The organism is Maricaulis sp. D1M11, from assembly GCF_047308265.1.
Classification (GTDB): domain Bacteria; phylum Pseudomonadota; class Alphaproteobacteria; order Caulobacterales; family Maricaulaceae; genus Maricaulis.
The window spans coordinates 1-20,131 of record NZ_JBKQWY010000008.1 but is presented as its reverse complement, the minus strand read 5'-3'; the positions used below and the strand labels follow the sequence as shown (position 1 = coordinate 20,131).

The window sequence follows — 20,131 nt, the reverse complement described above, 5'->3', positions numbered from 1 at the left end:
ATCAGGGAGTATCACATGGCGGGACGCGCAGCGCGGGACATGACCGAAGGACCGGTCTTTGGGCATATTTTCCGTATGCTCTTGCCGATGACCTTCGGCATTATTGCAATGATGCTCGTGGGTACCATTGATACCTATTGGGTCGGGTCCCTGGGGATTGCCCAGCAGGCTGCCGTCCAGATGAGTTTTCCCATCTCCATGCTGGTGATGAGTGTCTCGATTGGCCTGGGCGCGGGAGCCGTGTCGGCTGTGTCGCGGGCACAGGGACAAAAACACACCGAGTCTGTTCGCCGGATCGCGACCGATGCGATGACCTTGGCCGTTTTGCTGGTTGGCGCCGTTTCAATTGTGGGGGTGATCCTTGTCGAGCCCCTGTTCCGCTTCATGGGCGCGAGTGAGGCGGTCCTGCCGCACGTCGTCGATTATATGTCGGTCTGGTTTGGCGGTATTATCCTGATTGTCGGTCCCATGGTGGCGAGCAATATTCTGCGCGCTCTGGGCAATGCGGTGATCCCGTCTGTCATGATGATGGCGGCCGCCTTCGTGAATCTCATCCTGGACCCGTTTTTCATCCTCGATTCGATCTGGGGATTGCCCGGACTAGGCTGGGGTGTCGCCGGGGCCGCAACGGCCACGGTTATCGCCAATGGCGTGACCTTCGTTTTTGTGCTCGGCTATCTGGTCTTCCGCGAGAAGCTGATTGATTTTTCCTGGCCGGGACTGGGCGAGGTCCTGCACCACTGGGCCGAGATCTGCCGTGTAGGTCTGCCCGCTGCGGCGTCCAATACGTTCAACCCCTTTGGCCTGGCTGTGGCGATGGGGGCTTTGGGTGCAGCCCAGTTCGGCGATGCCGCCGTGGCGGGCTTGGGCGTCGGGGGGCGTCTGGAAGCCTTCGCTCTTGCCCCCTTGTTTGCCCTGTCCGCCTCGATCGGCGCGGTCACCGGTCAGAACGGCGGCGCAGGCTTGCCCGATCGTGTACGACAGGCCTTCACCAAGAGTTTTCTGTTCTGCACGGCCTGGGGGCTGGGCATGGCGATCTTCTTTGCCCTGTGTGGCGGATTGTTCGCGGCGGCCTTCATGCCCGATGATGTGGCTGGCCAGCAGGTGGCTGAAACCTATTGGCAGATCGTTCCTATTACGATTGCCGGGTATGGAATCACCATGGCGGCCAGCGCGGGTTTCAATGGTCTGGGTCGCCCTCTGGCCGGTGTGATGATCACCTCGGGCCGGGCGATCGGGCTGATGATACCGCTCGTGATTGGCGGTGCCGTCGTTTTCGGCTCGGTCACGGGTGTGATCGCCGGTATCGCGACAGCCAATGTAATCGCCGGTATTGTCACTGTGGTCCTGGTGCTGAGTGTTGCACCCATGACGGCTAAGAACGGCCGGGCCCGGGCCAAACCCAGTCCGGCACAGGATGATGAAAATGCCGTTCCGGTCGGTGAGACACGCCTCGATCCAGATCGGCCCGCCCCCGAATCCCCGACGTCATAACCGTCTAGATCCGGCGCAGTATCCCGGCGAGTTCTGGCTTGCCCTTGAGATTGGGATGCGGGTGAGGAGTGAAATTTTCCTCGTCCGGCCAGACCCAGCGCTCGGCTGGAAACAGCTGACGCATGGCGGTGGGTGAGCAGCCATAGGGTGGTCCGCCCAGCTCGGCCTTCTGCATGAACAGAACCAGTAGACGACCTTGCGGTTTCAGCGCCTCATGGACCATGCGCTCGTACTCCACACGCCGGTCGGGATGGATCGCACACAGAAAAGTCTGTTCGTAGATCACATCAAACGGCACGTCCGGCCGCCAGGCCAGACCATCATCACATACCAGGGTGGCGGACAGACTGGCCGCATCCAGTTGGGTTTTTTGCCAGTCCATGGCGGTTGGCGACAGATCCGAGGCGGTCACGGAGACCCCGGCTTGTGCGGCTTCCGTGACTTCCGGTGATCGGCCGCAGCCGGGAATGTAGAGTGTCCGGTCGGGATGGATCACACTCGCCTCGAGCCATGCCCGGAAAGCAGGATGCAAGCTGCCGCGCTCCCAGGGGGTGGTGTCATCCCGGAAGCGTTGGTCCCAATCCATCGCGGATCGATTTTCGCTGTCTTGAGTCATGACGCCATTGTGGCGGTTCCTGGCGATGTACAAAAGAGCGTATTGTATGACCAAGCAGAAGTCGCACACCTCGGATGTGCGCGTGGTCTCGCGCGAGGGTTGGCTCTGGTCAGGTGGAATTCAGTCGGAGGTCAGGCGGTAGCCTTGCTCAGCCGGGCGAGCTCAACCCGTGTGAAGGCCTTGGGAGGCTGGGGCAGGGGCGTATCCTTGAGCACCTGGCCCCCCGCCAGAAAACGCACCCCACTGCCGAGCATGTCGTTGAAGGTCTTGGCTTCGCGAATATCGTCGACCAGAACCAGCGCCTGCATGTCCCGCGCATCACGGGCCAGCCGCCCCAGAGCCTTGACTTCATGGGCCAGCAGGCCTTCGCTTTCTGAATTAGAGGGTGGACGTGTTACAGTCGAGACCAGTTTGGCGTCGCTTTGATCGAAGCCCTCCAGTTCAAACTCGCCGAACGGTCGCTGGGCGATGACGGTAAAGCCCAGCTCGCTGACGGTTTTCAGATAGGGCTGGGCCGCTTTGGGGTCTTCGGGCAGGTCTTCCACGCGCAGCCAGATCTTGCGACGGGCGTTGGCCGGGATGTCATCGAAGATGGCGCACCAGTCTTCACGTGCAGAGCGTTGGTCCAGGGTTTCGCATTGAACGCCCAGAATGAGTGTCAGCGGGAGCTTTCGCGCAACGGACTGGCGCAAGGCCCGCACGGCGCCCTCGGCCGCGCTGATATCGGCTTCGAGCGTATCTCGTTCGGTCATGAGCAGTTCGCGCGCACGTGAATAATCGGTCCAGCGGCCTTCCACACTGACCTTGGGAAAGCAGATATTGGCGGAGAGCTGTTGTTTGTCCACGTCCCAGACCGGCCGGAAAAAGGCCTGCAACGTGCCATGAGGCACATCGCCATCCTCGGGCATGCTGGGTTTTGGACGGGGTTTGCGTGCATCCGGTGTGGGCGTGTCACTGGACGAGACGATCTTGATGATTCCGCCAGTATCTGCCTTGAGCGTATCAGTGACGATGTCCAGATGGGCCAGGTCGGGTTCACCGAGGAAGAAGGCTTTCAGCTGCGCTGCAATCTGGCCGACCGCCTTCGTAATATCCGTATCGGGATCGGCAAACAGAAGAATGAACCCCTTGTTGAAGGCCAGGACCGAATCTTCATCCGCCACCCGGTTTTCGATAAAGTTTAGCCCAGACTGGAAAATACGGTTTTTGAGTTTAGGCCAGCTCTCGCCGGCGGCATTCCTGACCTCGTCGAGATTAATCAAGTTGAACTTGCCGATGTCGATTTCGCGGCCATCTGCAGCGGCTTTTTTGATAAATGTCTTGAGATCGACTGACATGACGCAAGGCTCACCTTTAACTCTATTGGGGTATTAGGCGCAGAGTATTGTTTCCGCTGTGTTAAGTCTGTTTCTTGCGCCTCGTGCTTGCCATCCCGGAGCGGGCATGCGATCACCCGCGACCTCTAAACCAGACCGTGCGGATGTGGCGGAATTGGTAGACGCGCTGGATTTAGGTTCCAGTGCCGCAAGGCGTGAGAGTTCGAGTCTCTCCATCCGCACCAGGTCTGATGGTTCGCTTCAGGCACGACTCCTTGCTCCAGAACGCTGCACCGGGCCGTGCTCTCCGGATGTCCTTCGATGGACGCTGTTTCGCGAGCGGTGTCGGCGCGATAAGCTGCACTCAATCCGGCTCAACCGCGCCTCACCGTTGCGTCTACGGAATCGGCGTGACATAACGCGCGCTCGTTTTTCCATGCAGGCAGACTTGCCACTAACCGATCACTCAAGGCTAACCCATGAACGTCACCGAGAAATCTGCTGAAGGCCTGAGCCGCACCTATGAGATCGTCTTCCCTGCGGACGATCTGCAGGCTCGCCTGTCCGCAAAGATCGAAGAAATCCGCCCTGAAGTGCGCCTGAAAGGCTTCCGCCCGGGCAAGGTTCCGGCCAGCCACATCCGCAAGATGTTCGGCGAATCCATCATGGGCGACCTGATCAATGAGCTCGTCCCGGCCACGACCGATGAGACGCTCAAAGAGAAGAATGTCCGCCCGGCCTCTCAACCGGAAATCAATGTGGTCTCCGATGCGAAAGAGGTTGTGTCGGGCAAGGCCGATTTTACCTTTGAGATCAGCCTGGAAGTGATGCCGGAATTTGAGCCGGCGGATCCGGCCAAGCTGACGCTGACACGTCCGGTCGCCGAGGTCGAGGATGGTGATATCGAGGAAAGCCTCAATCGCCTGGCCGAGCAGAGCCGTGAATACGCGCCGAAAAAAGGTGGCAAGACCGCCAAGGCCGAAGAAGGTGATGTCGTCGTCATCGACTTCGTTGGCAAGATTGACGGCGAAGCCTTTGATGGCGGATCTGCTGAAGACGCCCGCGTTGCGATCGGTGATGGCGCCTTCATTCCGGGCTTTGAAGAACAGCTGATCGGCGCGAAGAAGGACGAGGAGCGTGAGCTCAATGTCAGCTTCCCGGCCGACTACCAGGCCGAACACCTGGCCGGTAAGGACGCTGTCTTTGATGTGACCGTCAAATCGGTCGAGTCGGCTCAGGAAGCGAAGATCGACGACGAACTGGCCAAGCGGCTGGGTCTCGATGATCTCGACGCTCTTAAGGATGCCCTGAAGAAGAATGTCGAGAGCGAACACGCTCAGCAATCCCGCATGAAGGTGAAGCGCGACCTTCTCGACAAGCTGGACGAGCTTCACAGCTTCGACCTGCCGCCGAAAATGGTCGACGCCGAGTTTGATAATATCTGGCGTGAGATCCAGAACGCGATCGAGAATGACGCTCTGGAAGACGAGGACAAGGACAAGTCCGAGGACGAACTCAAGACCGAGTATCGTGGCATCGCCGAGCGCCGTGTGCGTTTGGGCCTGGTGCTGGCCGAGATTGGCCGGGTGAATAATATCGACGTGACCCAGGAAGAGCTGGCGCGCGCGGTCAACCAGGAAGCCATGAAGTATCCAGGTCAGGAGAAACAGGTCGTCGAGTTCTACCAGAAGAACCCGAACGCCGTCGCGCAGCTGCGCGCTCCGATCTACGAGGAAAAAGTCGTCGACTACATCCTCGAACTGGCTGAAGTGAGTGAGAGCACGGTCACGCGCGAAGAATTGTTCGCCGACGAGGATGCGCCGGAAGCCAAGTCTGAAGCCAAGGAAGAGAAAAAGCCGGCCAAGAAGAAGGCCGCTCCGAAGAAAAAGGCCGCTGCCAAGAAGGCCGAGGCCGAGGACGCTGCCGAGGACTAGACCCTCGCGGCATCACTGTAATCAGGCAGGCGCCGGAGGTTGAACCTCCGGCGCCTGTTTTTATCTGCAGAACGTGTATGTGGACATTAACCTCTCCTGCTGCATGCAGGCTTGTGTTCCACCGGGAAGCCCGTGCTAGGGTTTCCTCCCGCCTTCATGACTCGGTTTGAGCCCAAACCGCTTGCCCAGGAGCCAGATATGCGTGATCCGCTGGAAATGTACGAACTCGTTCCCAGTGTCATTGAAAAGACGAGCCGCGGTGAGCGGGTTGCCGACATCTATTCTCGGCTGCTCAACGAACGGATCATTTTCGTGACCGGCCCGGTTGAAGATTATATGGCGCGCTCGATTGTCGCCCAGTTGCTCTTCCTGGAATCGGAGAACCCGAAAAAAGAAATCTCCATGTATATCAACTCGCCGGGCGGGGTCGTTTCCGCTGGCCTGTCGATCTACGACACGATGCAGTATATCCGCTCGCCCGTGTCCACCATCTGTCTGGGCATGGCCGCCTCCATGGGCTCGCTGTTGCTGACAGCCGGTGAAAAGGACATGCGCTTTGCCACGCCGAACGCCTCGGTCATGGTACACCAGCCCTCGGGCGGTTTCCGTGGGCAGGTGTCGGATATCGAGCGCCATGCGGCCGATATCGTGCGCACCAAGCGGCGTTTGAACGAGATCTATGTTCAACATACCGGACGGACTTACGAGGAAATCGAGAGTGCTCTGGATCGGGACAATTTCCTGACCGCAGACGAGGCCAAGGAGTTTGGTCTGATCGATTCCATCGTCGAAACCCGCACGGGTGAGGAATAAACACCTGACACCTAGTGCTTGAAAGCAACGCTTGGCGCTTGATCCGGACTGCAACACTGTGGTCGAATAAGCAGGACTGGAAACCTTTCGCTAAAGTTCGGCATTGATCTTGCTGGTCTGAGAGGGAAAGGGGCGCCAAGCTGGGGCCTTGAAGGAAAATGGAGCGGTCATGAGTAAGACAACAGGCGCAGACGGCGAGTCGAAGAACACCCTGTATTGCTCCTTCTGCGGCAAAAGCCAGCATGAGGTGCGCAAGCTGATTGCCGGTCCGACCGTGTTCATCTGTGATGAATGTGTCGAACTCTGCATGGATATCATCCGCGAGGAGAACAAGTCTTCGCTGGTGAAATCGAAAGAGGGTGTGCCGACACCGAACGAGATCTTTGGCGTGCTGAACGATTATGTGATCGGTCAGAGCCATGCCAAACGTGTTCTCGCTGTCGCGGTCCACAATCATTACAAGCGTTTGAACCACGCCTCGCAGAATGCCGATGTGGAACTGGCAAAGTCCAACATTCTTCTGATCGGTCCGACGGGTTGCGGCAAGACGTTGCTGGCTCAGACGTTGGCCCGTATCCTCGATGTTCCGTTCACCATGGCTGATGCCACGACACTGACCGAAGCGGGTTATGTGGGTGAGGATGTCGAGAACATCGTTCTGAAACTGCTGCAGGCTGCCGACTATAATGTCGAACGCGCCCAGCGCGGTATTGTCTATATCGACGAGATCGACAAGATCTCGCGCAAGTCCGACAATCCGTCGATCACCCGCGATGTGTCGGGTGAGGGCGTCCAGCAGGCCCTTTTGAAGATCATGGAAGGCACGGTCGCATCCGTGCCGCCACAAGGGGGGCGTAAGCATCCCCAGCAGGAATTCCTGCAAGTGGACACCACCAATATCCTCTTTGTGGTCGGGGGCGCCTTTGCCGGTCTCGACAAGGTGATCTCTCAGCGTGGTCAGGGCACATCCATCGGTTTTGGTGCAGATGTGCGTGAACCTGACGAACGCCGGACGGGTGAAATCCTGCGCGAAGTGGAGCCGGATGACCTGCAACGCTTTGGTCTGATCCCCGAATTCATCGGTCGTCTGCCGGTGATTGCGACACTTGAAGATCTCGATACCGATGCCCTGGTTCAGATCCTCACCGAGCCGAAAAACGCACTTGTGCGGCAGTATCAGCGCCTGTTCGACATGGAAGGTGTGGGGCTGACCTTTACCGAGGATGCGCTCACAGCCATCGCCGAACGCGCGATCGATCGCAAGACGGGTGCACGGGGGCTGCGGTCCATCATGGAAGGCATCCTCCTCGACACCATGTTCGAACTGCCGGGCCTCGACGGTGTGGAAGAGATTGTCGTCAACGCTGAAGTTGTTGATGGAAATGCCAAACCGCTCTTCATCTATGCGGAACGTCAGGACGATAAGCGCGAAGGCGCTTGACGCCGGGCGACCGGATATCCACTTCAAGATCAAAGGCGGTGCTTCGGCACCGCCGTTTTCTCCCCGCGAGACGGATCGAATCGCGCCAAGTTTGGCAGCGAATGATCTGGCGTTTTCGCGGGACTGATTGGAGTAACCATGTCTGAAACTAGGACACTTCCGCTTCTTCCCCTGCGCGACATTGTCGTCTTTCCGCACATGATCGTGCCGCTGTTTGTCGGCCGCAAAAAGTCTGTGCGGGCGCTGGAAGAAGTTATGCGGGCGGACAAGCAGATCCTGCTCGCCACTCAGAAAACCGCCGGAGATGATGAACCGGCTCCCGATGCCATCCACCGTACCGGGGTTGTCGCGTCGGTGCTGCAATTGCTGAAACTGCCCGACGGGACTGTGAAGGTTCTCGTTGAGGGTGGCGCGCGCGCTGAGATCGCCGAACACCTGCCCAATGAAGAATTCTACCAGGCTCTGGCTGAAATCATCCCGGACAATGAGGGTGATGACAGCGAGCTGGAAGCACTGATGCGGTCTGTGGCGTCCAAGTTCGAAGACTATGTGAAGCTCAACAAGAAGGTGCCGCCAGAAGCGCTGGCGTCTCTGAGCCAGATCACCGAACCGGCCAAGCTGGCTGACAGCATTGCTGCGCATCTCGCCGTGAAGATCGAGGACAAACAATCCTTGCTCGAGGAGACCAGCATTGCCGCCCGCCTGGAGCGCGTGCTGGGTCTGATGGAAGGCGAGATCGGCGTCCTGCAGGTCGAGAAAAAGATCCGCAGCCGCGTCAAACGGCAGATGGAGAAGACGCAGCGCGAGTATTATCTCAATGAGCAGATGAAGGCGATCCAGCGCGAGCTGGGTGAGGGCGATGACGGCCGCGAGGAACTCGCTGAGCTGGAAGAAAAACTTGCCGAGGCCAAACTCTCCAAGGAAGCCCGGACCAAGGCCGAGGCGGAGATGAAGAAGCTGCGCCAGATGAGCCCTATGTCGGCGGAAGCCACGGTCGTGCGCAATTATCTGGACTGGATCCTGTCTCTGCCGTGGGGCAAGCGCAAACGCTTGAAAAATGATCTGGGGCGTGCCGAGAACATCCTGGATACGGATCATTATGGTCTGGAGAAGGTCAAGGAGCGCATTCTCGAGCATCTCGCCGTGCAAGCCCGCACCAAGAAGCTCAAGGGACCGATCCTGTGTCTGGTCGGGCCTCCCGGTGTCGGCAAGACCTCTCTGGGACGCTCCATTGCCAAGGCGACGGGCCGTGATTTTGTCCGCATGTCGCTGGGCGGTGTGCGTGATGAAGCCGAGATCCGGGGACACCGACGCACCTATATCGGCTCCATGCCGGGCCGGATTGTCCAGTCGATGAAAAAGACGGAATCCTCCAATCCGCTTTTCCTTCTCGATGAGATCGACAAGCTGGGTGCTGATTATCGCGGCGACCCGGCCTCTGCCCTGCTGGAAGTGCTCGATCCGGAACAGAACTCCACTTTCAATGATCACTATCTGGAAGTGGATTATGACCTGTCCGACATTATGTTCGTGACGACGGCCAATACGCTCAACCTGCCGCAACCGCTTCTCGATCGGATGGAGATCATCCGCATCGCCGGTTACACCGAGGATGAGAAGGTCGAAATCGCCGAGCGTCACCTCATCCCCAAAGCGCGCAAGAATCACGCGCTCAAGGATACCGAATGGGTGCTTGAAGACGACGGTCTGCGCGATCTGATCCGCTATTACACGCGGGAGGCGGGCGTGCGTTCACTTGAGCGCGAGATCGCCAATCTGGCGCGTAAATCGGTGCGCAAGATCCAGAGCCGTGAGGCCAAGAGCCTGACAATCAATGCGGGCAATCTCGACACGTTTGCTGGCGTTCGCAAATTCCGCTTTGGCGAGACCGATACCGAAGACCAGGTTGGTGTGGTCACCGGCCTGGCCTGGACTGAAGTCGGTGGTGATCTGCTCACCATCGAAGCCGTGCGCATGCCCGGTAAGGGCCAGATGAAGGTGACGGGAAATCTGCGCGATGTGATGAAGGAATCCATCTCTGCGGCCAATTCCTTTGTCCAGTCGCGTGCCCCCTCGGTCGGTGTCAAACCGACCGTGTTCCGGGCCACCGATATCCACGTGCACGTGCCGGAGGGTGCGACACCGAAAGACGGACCGTCCGCAGGTATCGGCATGATGACGGCCATTGTGTCTGTTCTCACGGGCATTCCCGTGCGCAAGGATATCGCCATGACGGGTGAGATTACCCTGCGTGGCCGTGTCCTGCCGATTGGCGGATTGAAGGAAAAACTGCTCGCAGCTCTTCGCGGTGGTGTGAAGACTGTCCTCATTCCCAAAGAGAATGAGAAGGATCTCGCGGAGATCCCGGACAATGTCAAAGAAGGACTGGAGATCATTCCGGTTGAAACCGCCGATCAGGTCTTGACGCGCGCCCTGGTTGAGCCTGTACAACCTGTGGAGTGGACCGAGGCGGATGAGGCAGCTCTCGCTGCGGTCAATCACCCTACCCAGGAGGGCGGTTCGCAGATCGCCCACTGATACGCTCGTGGAGGTCTGAATGAGTAATGAAACCGGCGATAATGCCTCACTGGGTTACTCATTCAGCCTCGGAGCTCCCGGCTACCGGACAGGTCCGCAGACCGCCAGTCCAGACCCGGCAACGCCGCCAGACCCTGCGACATCGTCCGATCCTGCGACACAATCCGCTGGACCGGTGGACGCAGCAGAGGGCCGTGGTGAGATCGAATTCGTCTGTGATCCGGCGCTGAAGGGGCTTATCCCGGAGCCGGAACGGGCCTCTCGTTTCCTGCCCGACTGGTTCCGTTCAATGCAACGCGATATGGGCATGCCCGACCCCAATGGTCTGCCGGGTCTGACGGTCAAGGCCTGTTTGCCGGTCACCGACGCGTTTACGCTGGGCTGGATTATTCCGCTTCCTTTTACGGTGCGCATCCTGGTCCCTGAAGACCGGGTGAATATTCAGATGGGCTGGGCCGAGGATGTGCCGTTCCAGCCGGTGGAACAGCATCACCCTGGCCAGATCGGGGCACCCGCTGCGCCCTTTGCCCAGACAATGCCGCTGAAATGGATGAATCCGTGGCAGATCAGGGTGCCGGACGGCTATTCAGTCCTGTTCACACCGCCGTTCAACCATTTCCAGTTGCCGTTCACGTGTTTCACCGGCCTTGTGGATTGCGACCGGTTCAAACCGCGGATCAACTTCCCCTTTGCGTGGACGGGCGCGCCGGGTGACTACACCCTGCCGGCCGGCACGCCTTTGGTCCAGGTGGTGCCCATCCAGCGGACCTCCTTGCCGACAGGCCACACGGTGCGAGCCTCAAGCGAGGTGGAGCAACGCGAACTCGCCGACGCCACGGATCGCAAGTTCAACGAGGAATCCGTTTATCGTCGGGAATGGCGCGAGCGTAAATAATGGCTGTCGAACACGATCCGTGCGCGTCCCGCTGGCCTGAATGCAGGTATTCGAAAAAACATGCTCGCAGTGTGCGGGCGGGGGATTGACGCTGTTGCACGTCGCGGGCAGGGTGAGCGCATGACTTACGCGACGTTTTATTTTGCTGGCTATTTTACCAACGCAACCCGATGGGGGGCGGTGGCCGGTTAACACGCGCGACAAGCAGCGAGTTTCCCAGACCTCCCCCAGCGGGAGGTCTTTTTTGTTTGAGGCACACCCATGAGCGATACGCTGACACAGACCGATACCGCCGCCCGCGATGAGATCCGGGCGGAAATCAGCCAGCTGGACCAGGCCCTTGTCGAGACGATCGCCAAGCGTTCAGAGCTGGTTGAAAAAATCCTGCATGCCAAGGCGGAGGCGGGACTTCCGGTTCGCGACCGCGAGCGCGAAGCCGATATTCTCAAACGCGTCATGGCCATGGGGGCAGAGCAGGGCATCCCGTCCAATCTGATCGAAACCCTGTTCCAGAACCTGTTTGAAGCCTCGATCCAGCGTCAGCGCACCAAGTTTGACAGTCTACGTGATGAGGATCTGAACGAGGCCACTGTTGCGTATCTTGGTGGGCCGGGCTCCTACTCCCACATCGCCGCTCAGAAGATTTTCGAGCGCCGCCGGGCGTCGGTTGTTCCGTCTCCCAAGCGTGACTTCAACTCGATCTTCCGTGCTGTGGAGACCGGTGAGGTGGATTTCGGTGTCGTGCCCATTGAGAACACCACGACGGGATCGATCAACGAGGTTTATGACATTCTCCTGGCCTCCAAAACACGGATTGCCGGCGAATTCATGCTGCGTGTGGATCACTGTCTGATCGGTCGCTCCAGCGGATTGGGCCGCATCCAGCGTGTCTATGGTCATCCCCAGGCCCTGGCCCAGTCGCGGCGCTGGCTGGCCTCCCATCCGGAAATCGAAACCCATATGGCGGCCTCCTCCACGCGCGCGCTCGAAAGAGTGCTGGAAGATGATGACACGGCCGGTGTGATTGCCGGTGAGGACGCCGCCAAACTGTTCGGCTTCGATGTTCTGGAACGTGGAGTGGGTGATCATGAGCAAAACATCACGCGTTTCATCGTGATAGCGCGAGACAGCAAGCCGCCGACCACGTCCGTGGAATGCAAGACCTCGCTCATGTTCACCGTGCGGGACACACCGGGCTCGCTGGTCGATGCGCTGATCGGGTTTCGTGATCAGGGCGTGAACCTAGTCAAACTCGAATCCCGACCGATCCCGGGCAATGTCTGGGAAGAAATGTTCATCATGGATGTGGATGGCCATGTCGAAAGCGACAGTATCCGCAGCGCGATGAGCGTGCTGGAGGAACATACCCGCGAGATCAAGCTCTTGGGATGTTATGCTGCGGACCTGATCGACAAGGTCGCCATTGCGGAATAGGGCGCGTTGCAGCCTGCAATTCACATTATCCTGCAGGGCAGGCTTGCCAGTCTGCCCCAGTTGGGACTAGAACCCCGCCACGACATGGTTCGGGCGGTTAGCTCAGTTGGGAGAGCATCTCGTTTACACCGAGAGGGTCGGGGGTTCGAGCCCCTCACCGCCCACCATCCCGTCTTCCAATGTATTCTAGTTCGCTAAGGATTTGAAGAGTGGCCTAGTTTCCGGGGGGTATACGCCTCGTACCCCTTATGCGCCAACCGCTTGGTAAATGTGCGCTTGAGCACGTTCCTACGATGAGCAATCGAGTCCTTTACCTCGTGTTTGAAGGGGGGGGCGAGGAAACGCATGGTCATCCGGGTGGAGCTCAATCTGAACTCGAAGCTGGTCCTGGAAACGCTGGCAGACCTTATCGTCGAGTACGGTCCGCCCGTGCACATCCGGTCCGACAACGGCGTCGAGTTCATAGTCATGGTCTTGCGTGACTGGTTGGGACGGCTTTACGTGAAGAGGCTCTACATCGCTCCCGTAAGCACGCGAGAGAGCGGATCCTGCGAGAGCTTCCACGAAAAGTTTCCAGACGAATCCCTCAACGAGGAGGTGTTCGACAGCCTTGCTCATGCATGTAAGGTGCTGGCGCCATGACTACAACGACCACCGGTCCCACTCATCCCTGGGCGGGCTGACGCCCGCAGAGTGCCGGTCGCTCGAGCTATGCGTGGGCTCCGCTCCCGGCACAAACGCTAGACCTCAGACCAAAGACTATGAAAGGACCAGACTCTCGAAACAAACGAGGGACCGGAGGGTCTCAGGACTTACTGACTGACAGTCAGACAGTCAAACTATGTCACTTCATCTGCCGTTCCTTAGTAATTGTGGGTTTTGCGCGCACGTTCCAGCCAGACGCGCCCGACCGACATTACCGCTTTTTTGCCTGGCATTTCGATCAGGTGGTACGACAACACAGAGAATAGGAACAAAGCCCCAAAAAAGATGATCAGACGTTCTGGTGTGTAATCTACATCCCTGCCCATAGGATAACCCAGCCGACGGGATAGAATGATAAGCGGGCCATGAATGAGATAAACCGCATAGCTGAGGTTTCCGAGATAGGCCAGAATGCGGATCGAAAGGAGTTGTGACAGTAGACCATTTCCAAATGAGAACACGATAACCAATACCATTAGAACCGGAATTGCGATAAATTGTTCGGCGCGCTGGAAATAGGCCACTGCCCAGAAAGCGAGTGCGATGAGCGAGATTTCGGCAATAGAACTCAGAATAAAAACCGTTATTTTGCGACTAGGATTCCGCGTTCTGTTTTCTTCAAATCCGAGAAAGATCTCATAGCACAGATAACCGAGCGCGAGTCCACCAGCGCAACGGATCAAACCACTCGGCACGAAATCCCAGATCTGCTGGGTATGCAACCACGAGAGTCCACCTTTTGTTGCATACAGTATAGCAAAGCTGGCAATCGTGATTGTAATGGATGTAATAATCATCCGACGAGACACGAGAAAATAGAGTAGGAGAATATTCAACCAGAATTCGACGCTGATGGACCAGCTAGGCCAGTTCCACGATAAATGGTCGTTAAACCCCATATTTTGTAATAAAAACAAATGAGCTGTAAAAGTAAGCAATTCGCCATCCGGGTAGGGGCGGATCCCTCCGTTGCCGGTTAACAGGTAGACCAGCAAAATGGCGATCAGCGTCACGAAATGCAGCGGATACATACGTGCAATCCGGCGCCAGACAAAGTCACCATATCCAATTTTGGTTTTGAGAATGAAAGGCGTCAAAACGAAGCCAGACAGTATAAAGAAAAAATCGACTGCCAGACCTAGCGAAGACATCCAAGAGAATACAGAGATGTGGTGAAAAACCACCGCGAGGGCAAAAAAGAATCTGAGCGTATCCAACTGATGGTAGCGTCCCTCGCCGACATTTGGTAGAAACCAACTCATCGTTTTGCATCCAGATTTGGGTTGATCACTGGCATGCCCCCTGCTGCTTACAACGAGTCATGTGGTCGCTTTAATCCCAACCAGCGTCAAGGTTTTTCTGACCAACTCCCCTGAAATAACGTCGATTTGCGGTCTGGCGACGGGGGACGATTTCTCCGATCGTGGCCGTATTGTGTCAGCAACCTTGTCCAGCGCTGCTATCAGCACTTCTCGGTTCGAGCCCCTCACCGCCCACCATTTTTCCTCGACATTCCTTCCCCTTCAGCACGGGTTCAGCATGGCTGGACTTTTCTGGCGCCGAGCGCAGCCCAAGTGGCGCGTGCGTGTTGTATGAATTCGGTTCACGCCTAGATTAGGGCGGTGAATGTCCACCCGGGATGAACCTGGGGCCTGGCCCGGACAAGGGGACTGCCATGACCATGAAAACTGACACATTTATCGGTGGCCTCGTCGCATTGGGCGCGCTGGCCGGGGTGAGCGGCGCATCATCCGCTCTTGCCCAGACCTTCGAGACGCCGGGCTTTGTCGAGACCGCGGGCGAGGTGGATGCGAGCCTGCTCGACGGTCCCTTCCACACGCTGGATCCGCTGGCGCGCAGTAATGGTATGCTCAACACCTATGTCATCCGATCGCAGTTCGGTGAGTTCACCGTTCAGGGCAATGATCAGCTGGACGAGCGTCTTCATGAGATCGGCGCCATCGCCCAGCTTTCGCAGACCGGCCGGTCCGAGGTGATCCTCGATACGGTGGAGGAGGAGACGGTCAATCTGATCCGCTCGCCCTTCCGTCTTGTCCGTCGCACAGCGCAGATTATTACCTCACCTGACGAGGCCCGTGAGCTGGTCGAATCCGTGCCGCAAGGTGTGTCCAATGTGGCCGACACGGCCGGGCGTTTCGTGGAAACCGGAGTTGAGGCGACGGGCAGTGCCGCGCGCGGGGCGGGCGACGCGATCATCCGCTCGGTTGATGGCGAGTCCTGTGATCCGGAGCGGGAGAATTGTGAGGCCTTGCGTGAGACGGCCCAGGAGACGTCGGACGCTGCACGGGGCGTGGGACGTCGGCTGACCGGGCAGCAGCGGGCCAAACGCGATCTCCAGCGTGAACTGGGCGTGGACCCCTATAGCGATAACGAGATTCTCCAATCGGAACTCGACCGTGTGGCCTGGACCCAGGCGTCCGCATCATTGGGTTTTCGACTGGTGCCCAATCCCTATGGCCAGACGGTGCAGCTGGTGTCTTCCGGTGTGAGTGTCTACGACAATGTCGAACGACTGGCTCTGTATGAGGATGCCGAAGTTCGCCGCGAACGGGAGGCCGCCGAAATCGCGCAATGGGGCGGTGTGAGCACCCAGGCCGTTCTGGCCTTTCAGGAGAATGCGGCATTCACGCCAACCAGTCAGACACGGTTCGTCGCTGCCCTTCAGACGATTGCATCGCTGGATGCACGGCGGCAATTGTTTGCGCTGACCGATACCATTCAGACGCGGCAGGAGGCCCGGACACTGGTGCGGATCACCCGCTATCTGGCGGCGCTGGACCTGGATGGGCAAGAGTATGATGGTTTCTATACCAGCCACTCTGTGCCGCTGCTGCGGACCACCGGTGATCGGCTGATCCTTCCTGTTGTCGCGGATCATGTGTTCTGGACTGAGGAGACCGCCGTCGGCATGGGCCAATTCCAGGCCAGCCTTGATGCTCTGGGTGCCTCGCACGGCGAGATCCATGTGTCTGGTAAAGTGTCGGAGCGCTTTCGTGATGCCGCCGACCAGCGCGGCCTGATCATCCTGTCAGAGGTTGGGTTCTAGATCTGGTCTTCGACGGGTCCCGCTTTCAACCCGGACGGAACAAAAAAGGCGCTCCGGGGAGCGCCTTTATCGTCAGCATTCGGTTAGCTTAGTTTTCCGTTTCGGTATCGGTGGTCTCGTCACCCTCGGTTTCGGGGGTGACATAGCTGACATTGCGCACACGGCAGAACCCCATCTGGTCACGGACGCGGATTTCTGCACCGACGGGATTACGTCCTGCGCACATCAGGCTGGAACCCGTATTATTGATGAACGCGGCGGTGTGTGACCATTCCACATCGCTGCATCCAGGCCCTTGCACCTCCAGATCAAAACGTCGTTGGCCCGAAACGCGCACACGAAGCGTGTCGCGATCAATACTGGAGAAACCGGAAATCTGATCGGTGCGGAAGCATTGCCGGGGCTCGGTATCCTCAGACGGGGTGGCCTCGCTGGAGGCACAGGCTGTCGCTGTGCTCACAGCGAGGGCAGCGATAGTCAGGATTTTGTATGTCATGGCTCATACTCTCCATTGGGTCCCTCGCCATCAGTATGGCGCGGTCACGTGGGAGCGCATAGTTAAATCCGCCCCGGACTAGACCGCCTGGACGTCAAAGATATCAAGCAATCCCGCCGGATTGCGTGCGTCAAACACCCGGATGTCCGCGCGCGGCGCAAAGCGTTGAAGACTGCGAACCGTCTCGCGTACGGGAATATTGCCCGGCTTGTGAGGGTTAAGGATGACCGTGGCCGGGCCATCCAGGACCCGAAGAGCCGTCAGTGTGTGCGAGATCGTACCGAGATAGGTCCCAGCCACCAGAATGGGACGCGCATCCAGCTCGCGGATAAGGTCCAGGTTGAGACCGTCTTCGGCAATGGGCGACATGATGCCGCCCGCGCCTTCGATCACGGTCAGGCCGGTGGGTTTGATCTGGTCGAGACACCAGGACGAGACGCTGGTGAGCGACAGGCGTCGGGCCTCGGCCCGGGCGGCCATGTCGGGCGAGAGCGGATCGCGAAACCGCCAGGGTGAGGTAGCTTTGACCTGTTCGCTGGTTAGGGGATCACCGTTCGCGACCAGAAGCCGGAGTGTGTCCGTGTCCTGTATGGTCGCCATGTCGAAGCCCGAGATGATAGGTTTCAGCACCCGGGCCTTGCCACCGACCTTGCGGTGAGCCTCCAGCATCGCACACAGGATATGGGTCTTTCCGATATCCGTACCGGTTCCAGTGACAAAAAACGGGCGGGCCATGCTACTCCGGCGGTCTGGGACCGATTGCGAGGGAATCAGTCCTGGATGATATGTTTCAGACTTGCGGCCAGAGACTTAACACTTTCTTCCGAATGAGCCGCACTGAAGGTGACGCGCAGTCGTGCTGTGCCTTCGGCCACGGTGGGCGGTCGGATGGCCATCACCAAGTATCCGTCTTCGCGCAGTTTATCGGACGCCGCAAGGGCTGTTTCGGCATCGCCCAGTATCACCGGGACAATGGGGCTTTGGGGCTCATCCAGGCCGAGCTCTGCCGCGAACAGACGCGCCAGCTGCAAGGGACGCGCACAGAGCTCGGGGTCCGTCTCGACCAGTGTCAGCGCTTCCTCGGCCGCTGCGATCACGGCCGGGGGCAGGGCGGTGGTGTAAATCAGCGGCCGAGCCCGACTGCGCATGAGCTCGCAGACCTCATGGCTCGCGCACAGATAGCCGCCATAACTGCCCAACGCCTTGGACAGGGTGCCCATTTGCAAGGGGATGTCGGGTTTGGGAGTAAAGGTCTCGGCTGCGCCGCGGCCATTGCCCAGAACGCCGAGCCCATGCGCATCATCCACAAGGAGCCAGGCCTCATGCCGGGCGCTGATCCGGGCATAGACATCGAGCGGTGCGAGATCTCCGTCCATCGAATAGACGCTGTCGACCAGGACCAGGGCGTGACGATACGCCCTGCGCTTCCGGTCCAGACGGTCAGCCAGGGCATCGGTGTCATTGTGCGGAAGGACGTCCAGTGTGGCGCGTGAAAGCTGGGCTCCGGAGAACAGGCAGGCATGGGCGCGCTCATCAATGAACACAATATCGTCCGGGCCGGCGAGGGCCGGTGTTATGGCCATATTGGCCATGTATCCCGATCCGAAGATCACACAGTCCTGGGTGCCCTTGAACGCCGCCAGGCGTTTTTCCAGCGCGAACAGGCGCGCATGTCCACCGGTGACGAGCCGTGATGCGCCTGCTCCAGCGCCATTGTCGAGGGCGGCCCGGGCGGCGGCTTCCTTAACCTGTGGATGATGGGCCAGGCCGAGATAGTCATTGGAGCAAAAATTGATGAGTTCGCGGGAGTCCATCATGACCCGCACGGCATCCAGCGCGGTGCATTCGCGTGGCGATCGACGCAGTTTGCGCTGTTCGAGCGTGTGGAGTTTTTGCGATGCGAATGTGTCGAGAGAGGTCGGATCAGATGTCATGCTACCCTGTCGCATGATTGGCTGGACTGCTAAAGCCCCGGCCTGATCCAATTGCAGAGATGAGGCCCATGACTGCATCCTCCGAACCGCGCCCCCACCTGTGGCGACCCTACACCCAGATGAAAACGACACCGGCTGCGCTCAACGTCGTGTCCGGGGAGGGGGTGTGGCTGACATTGGAAGACGGGCGGCGTCTGATCGACGGTGTGTCGTCATGGTGGACGGTGTGTCATGGATATCGCCATCCCCACATCATGCAGGCGGTGACGGATCAACTGTCACGCCTGCCGCATGTGATGCTGGGCGGGCTGACGCATGACCCCGCCGAGACGCTGGCAACACGTCTCGCAGATCTCGCCCCAGGCGATCTGGATCATGTGTTCTTCTGCGAATCGGGATCGGTCTCAGTCGAAATCGCCATGAAGATTTGCGTGCAGTATGCGCTCAATCGCGGCGAAACTGGCAAGACCCGCTTTTTATCCTTCCGTGGCGGATATCATGGCGACACGATTGCCACCATGTCGGTCTGCGACCCCGAAGAGGGCATGCATGCCCTGTTTGGTGACAGCTTGCCGCGACAGGTGATTGCGGACCTTCCCGAAACCGATGAGCAGGCCGAAAGCCTGCGCGTACTGATCCAGGCCCATCGCCACGAATTGGCAGGCATCGTTACCGAGCCTCTGGTCCAGGGGGCGGGCGGACTGGTCTTTCATTCCGTTGAGACCCTGCAGCGCCTGCGCCGTATCTGTGATGAGTTTGATCTGCCCTTGATCCTCGACGAGATTATGACCGGGTTCGGGCGGCTTGGCACACTCTTCGCCTGCGAGAAGGCGGGTATCACACCCGATATCATGACAGTCTCCAAGGCGCTGACGGGCGGGACCCTTCCTTTGGCTGCCGCCATTTGTTCACGCCGACTGTTCGACGCATTCTGGGATGACGATCCGATGAAGGCTTTGATGCACGGCCCGACCTATATGGGCAATCCGCTGGCCTGTGCGGCTGCAAATGCATCGATCGACCTCTTTGATCAGGAGGACCGTTTGGGGCAGGTCGCGGCGATCGAAACCCGGCTGGCAGACTTGCTGCCTGCAGCGCGGAACATTCCCGGCGTGGTGGATGTGCGTTGGCAGGGCGCCATTGGCGTCATCGAAATGGCCTCCATGCCTGATCTGGATCGTCTGAAGGCCATGTTTGTGGAGGCAGGTGTGTGGATCCGGCCCTTCCGCACGATCATCTATGTCATGCCGCCCTTTGTGATCTCTAAGGAGGAACTCACGCAATTGGTGACGACCATGATCGACGTGACACGTCGTTGGGCTCGGGAGCATTTTGAGGGCGATGCATGACCTGTCGTCTTTGCTGCGTTTTGACAGCAAACCCGCTTGACCGCGGACAGGAGAGCCCATAAACAACGCACCTCGCTTTGGCGAGCCGCAAGGTTTGCG

The 20,131-nt window shown here is 58.7% G+C and carries 16 protein-coding genes and 2 tRNA genes; 12 read left to right on the top strand and 6 right to left on the bottom strand.

Features of this window, described 5'->3' with window-relative positions; translation table 11 throughout:
• Window positions 1-15 precede the first annotated feature (15 nt).
• The gene (locus RMQ97_RS12665; RefSeq protein ID WP_413661257.1) at window positions 16-1,494 is read left to right on the top strand and encodes an MATE family efflux transporter; all 1,479 of its coding nucleotides are present in this window, start codon (window positions 16-18) and stop codon (window positions 1,492-1,494) included.
• A gap of 4 nt (window positions 1,495-1,498) precedes the next feature.
• On the opposite strand, the gene RMQ97_RS12660 is transcribed toward RMQ97_RS12665, so the two are convergent.
• Both RMQ97_RS12660 and RMQ97_RS12655 read right to left on the bottom strand, forming a co-directional pair.
• On the bottom strand, window positions 1,499-2,110 hold the full coding sequence (locus RMQ97_RS12660; protein WP_413661256.1) for a methyltransferase domain-containing protein: 612 nt from the start codon (window positions 2,108-2,110) through the stop codon (window positions 1,499-1,501).
• Window positions 2,111-2,241: 131 nt separating this feature from the next.
• The gene (locus RMQ97_RS12655; RefSeq protein ID WP_413661255.1) at window positions 2,242-3,447 is read right to left on the bottom strand and encodes a hypothetical protein; all 1,206 of its coding nucleotides are present in this window, start codon (window positions 3,445-3,447) and stop codon (window positions 2,242-2,244) included.
• 139 nt (window positions 3,448-3,586) lie between these two features.
• Here RMQ97_RS12655 and RMQ97_RS12650 point away from each other — a divergent pair.
• From RMQ97_RS12650 to RMQ97_RS12610, 9 genes are all read left to right on the top strand, one after another.
• A tRNA-Leu gene (locus RMQ97_RS12650) sits at window positions 3,587-3,671 on the top strand.
• Window positions 3,672-3,905: 234 nt separating this feature from the next.
• Complete coding sequence (gene tig, locus RMQ97_RS12645) at window positions 3,906-5,360, top strand: trigger factor (protein ID WP_413661254.1); 1,455 nt, start codon at window positions 3,906-3,908, stop codon at window positions 5,358-5,360.
• A 198-nt stretch (window positions 5,361-5,558) separates the two neighbouring features.
• On the top strand, window positions 5,559-6,173 hold the full coding sequence (locus tag RMQ97_RS12640) for an ATP-dependent Clp protease proteolytic subunit (RefSeq protein WP_413661253.1): 615 nt from the start codon (window positions 5,559-5,561) through the stop codon (window positions 6,171-6,173).
• A gap of 169 nt (window positions 6,174-6,342) precedes the next feature.
• Window positions 6,343-7,614, top strand: coding sequence for an ATP-dependent Clp protease ATP-binding subunit ClpX (gene clpX / locus RMQ97_RS12635; RefSeq protein WP_413661252.1), 1,272 nt, complete (start codon window positions 6,343-6,345; stop codon window positions 7,612-7,614).
• A 138-nt stretch (window positions 7,615-7,752) separates the two neighbouring features.
• Window positions 7,753-10,152, top strand: coding sequence for an endopeptidase La (gene lon, locus RMQ97_RS12630; protein WP_413661251.1), 2,400 nt, complete (start codon window positions 7,753-7,755; stop codon window positions 10,150-10,152).
• Window positions 10,153-10,171: 19 nt separating this feature from the next.
• Complete coding sequence (locus tag RMQ97_RS12625) at window positions 10,172-11,047, top strand: hypothetical protein (protein WP_413661250.1); 876 nt, start codon at window positions 10,172-10,174, stop codon at window positions 11,045-11,047.
• 261 nt (window positions 11,048-11,308) lie between these two features.
• Window positions 11,309-12,481, top strand: a complete 1,173-nt coding sequence (gene pheA, locus RMQ97_RS12620; protein WP_413661249.1) for a prephenate dehydratase — start codon at window positions 11,309-11,311, stop codon at window positions 12,479-12,481.
• Window positions 12,482-12,572: 91 nt separating this feature from the next.
• Window positions 12,573-12,648 (top strand) — tRNA-Val (locus RMQ97_RS12615).
• Window positions 12,649-12,826: 178 nt separating this feature from the next.
• Window positions 12,827-13,123, top strand: coding sequence for an integrase core domain-containing protein (locus RMQ97_RS12610; protein ID WP_413661248.1), 297 nt, complete (start codon window positions 12,827-12,829; stop codon window positions 13,121-13,123).
• 221 nt (window positions 13,124-13,344) lie between these two features.
• Here RMQ97_RS12610 and RMQ97_RS12605 read toward each other — a convergent pair whose 3' ends face one another.
• Window positions 13,345-14,448, bottom strand: coding sequence for an acyltransferase family protein (locus RMQ97_RS12605; RefSeq protein ID WP_413661247.1), 1,104 nt, complete (start codon window positions 14,446-14,448; stop codon window positions 13,345-13,347).
• 413 nt (window positions 14,449-14,861) lie between these two features.
• Between RMQ97_RS12605 and RMQ97_RS12600 the strand changes: the two genes are divergently transcribed.
• Window positions 14,862-16,253: a hypothetical protein gene (locus tag RMQ97_RS12600; RefSeq protein WP_413661246.1), complete on the top strand. Its 1,392-nt coding sequence runs from the start codon at window positions 14,862-14,864 to the stop codon at window positions 16,251-16,253.
• Between the two features lie 88 nt (window positions 16,254-16,341).
• On the opposite strand, the gene RMQ97_RS12595 is transcribed toward RMQ97_RS12600, so the two are convergent.
• The 3 genes from RMQ97_RS12595 to RMQ97_RS12585 all read right to left on the bottom strand — a co-directional run bounded on the left by RMQ97_RS12595 (window position 16,342) and on the right by RMQ97_RS12585 (window position 18,683).
• Window positions 16,342-16,749 (bottom strand): DUF6491 family protein, encoded by a 408-nt coding sequence (locus RMQ97_RS12595; RefSeq protein ID WP_413661245.1) that lies wholly within the window; start codon window positions 16,747-16,749, stop codon window positions 16,342-16,344.
• Window positions 16,750-16,827: 78 nt separating this feature from the next.
• Window positions 16,828-17,484 (bottom strand): dethiobiotin synthase, encoded by a 657-nt coding sequence (bioD, locus tag RMQ97_RS12590; RefSeq protein ID WP_413661244.1) that lies wholly within the window; start codon window positions 17,482-17,484, stop codon window positions 16,828-16,830.
• A gap of 35 nt (window positions 17,485-17,519) precedes the next feature.
• Window positions 17,520-18,683, bottom strand: coding sequence for an aminotransferase class I/II-fold pyridoxal phosphate-dependent enzyme (locus RMQ97_RS12585; RefSeq protein WP_413661243.1), 1,164 nt, complete (start codon window positions 18,681-18,683; stop codon window positions 17,520-17,522).
• 68 nt (window positions 18,684-18,751) lie between these two features.
• Between RMQ97_RS12585 and RMQ97_RS12580 the strand changes: the two genes are divergently transcribed.
• Window positions 18,752-20,032 (top strand): adenosylmethionine--8-amino-7-oxononanoate transaminase, encoded by a 1,281-nt coding sequence (locus tag RMQ97_RS12580; protein ID WP_413661242.1) that lies wholly within the window; start codon window positions 18,752-18,754, stop codon window positions 20,030-20,032.
• Window positions 20,033-20,131 lie beyond the last annotated feature (99 nt).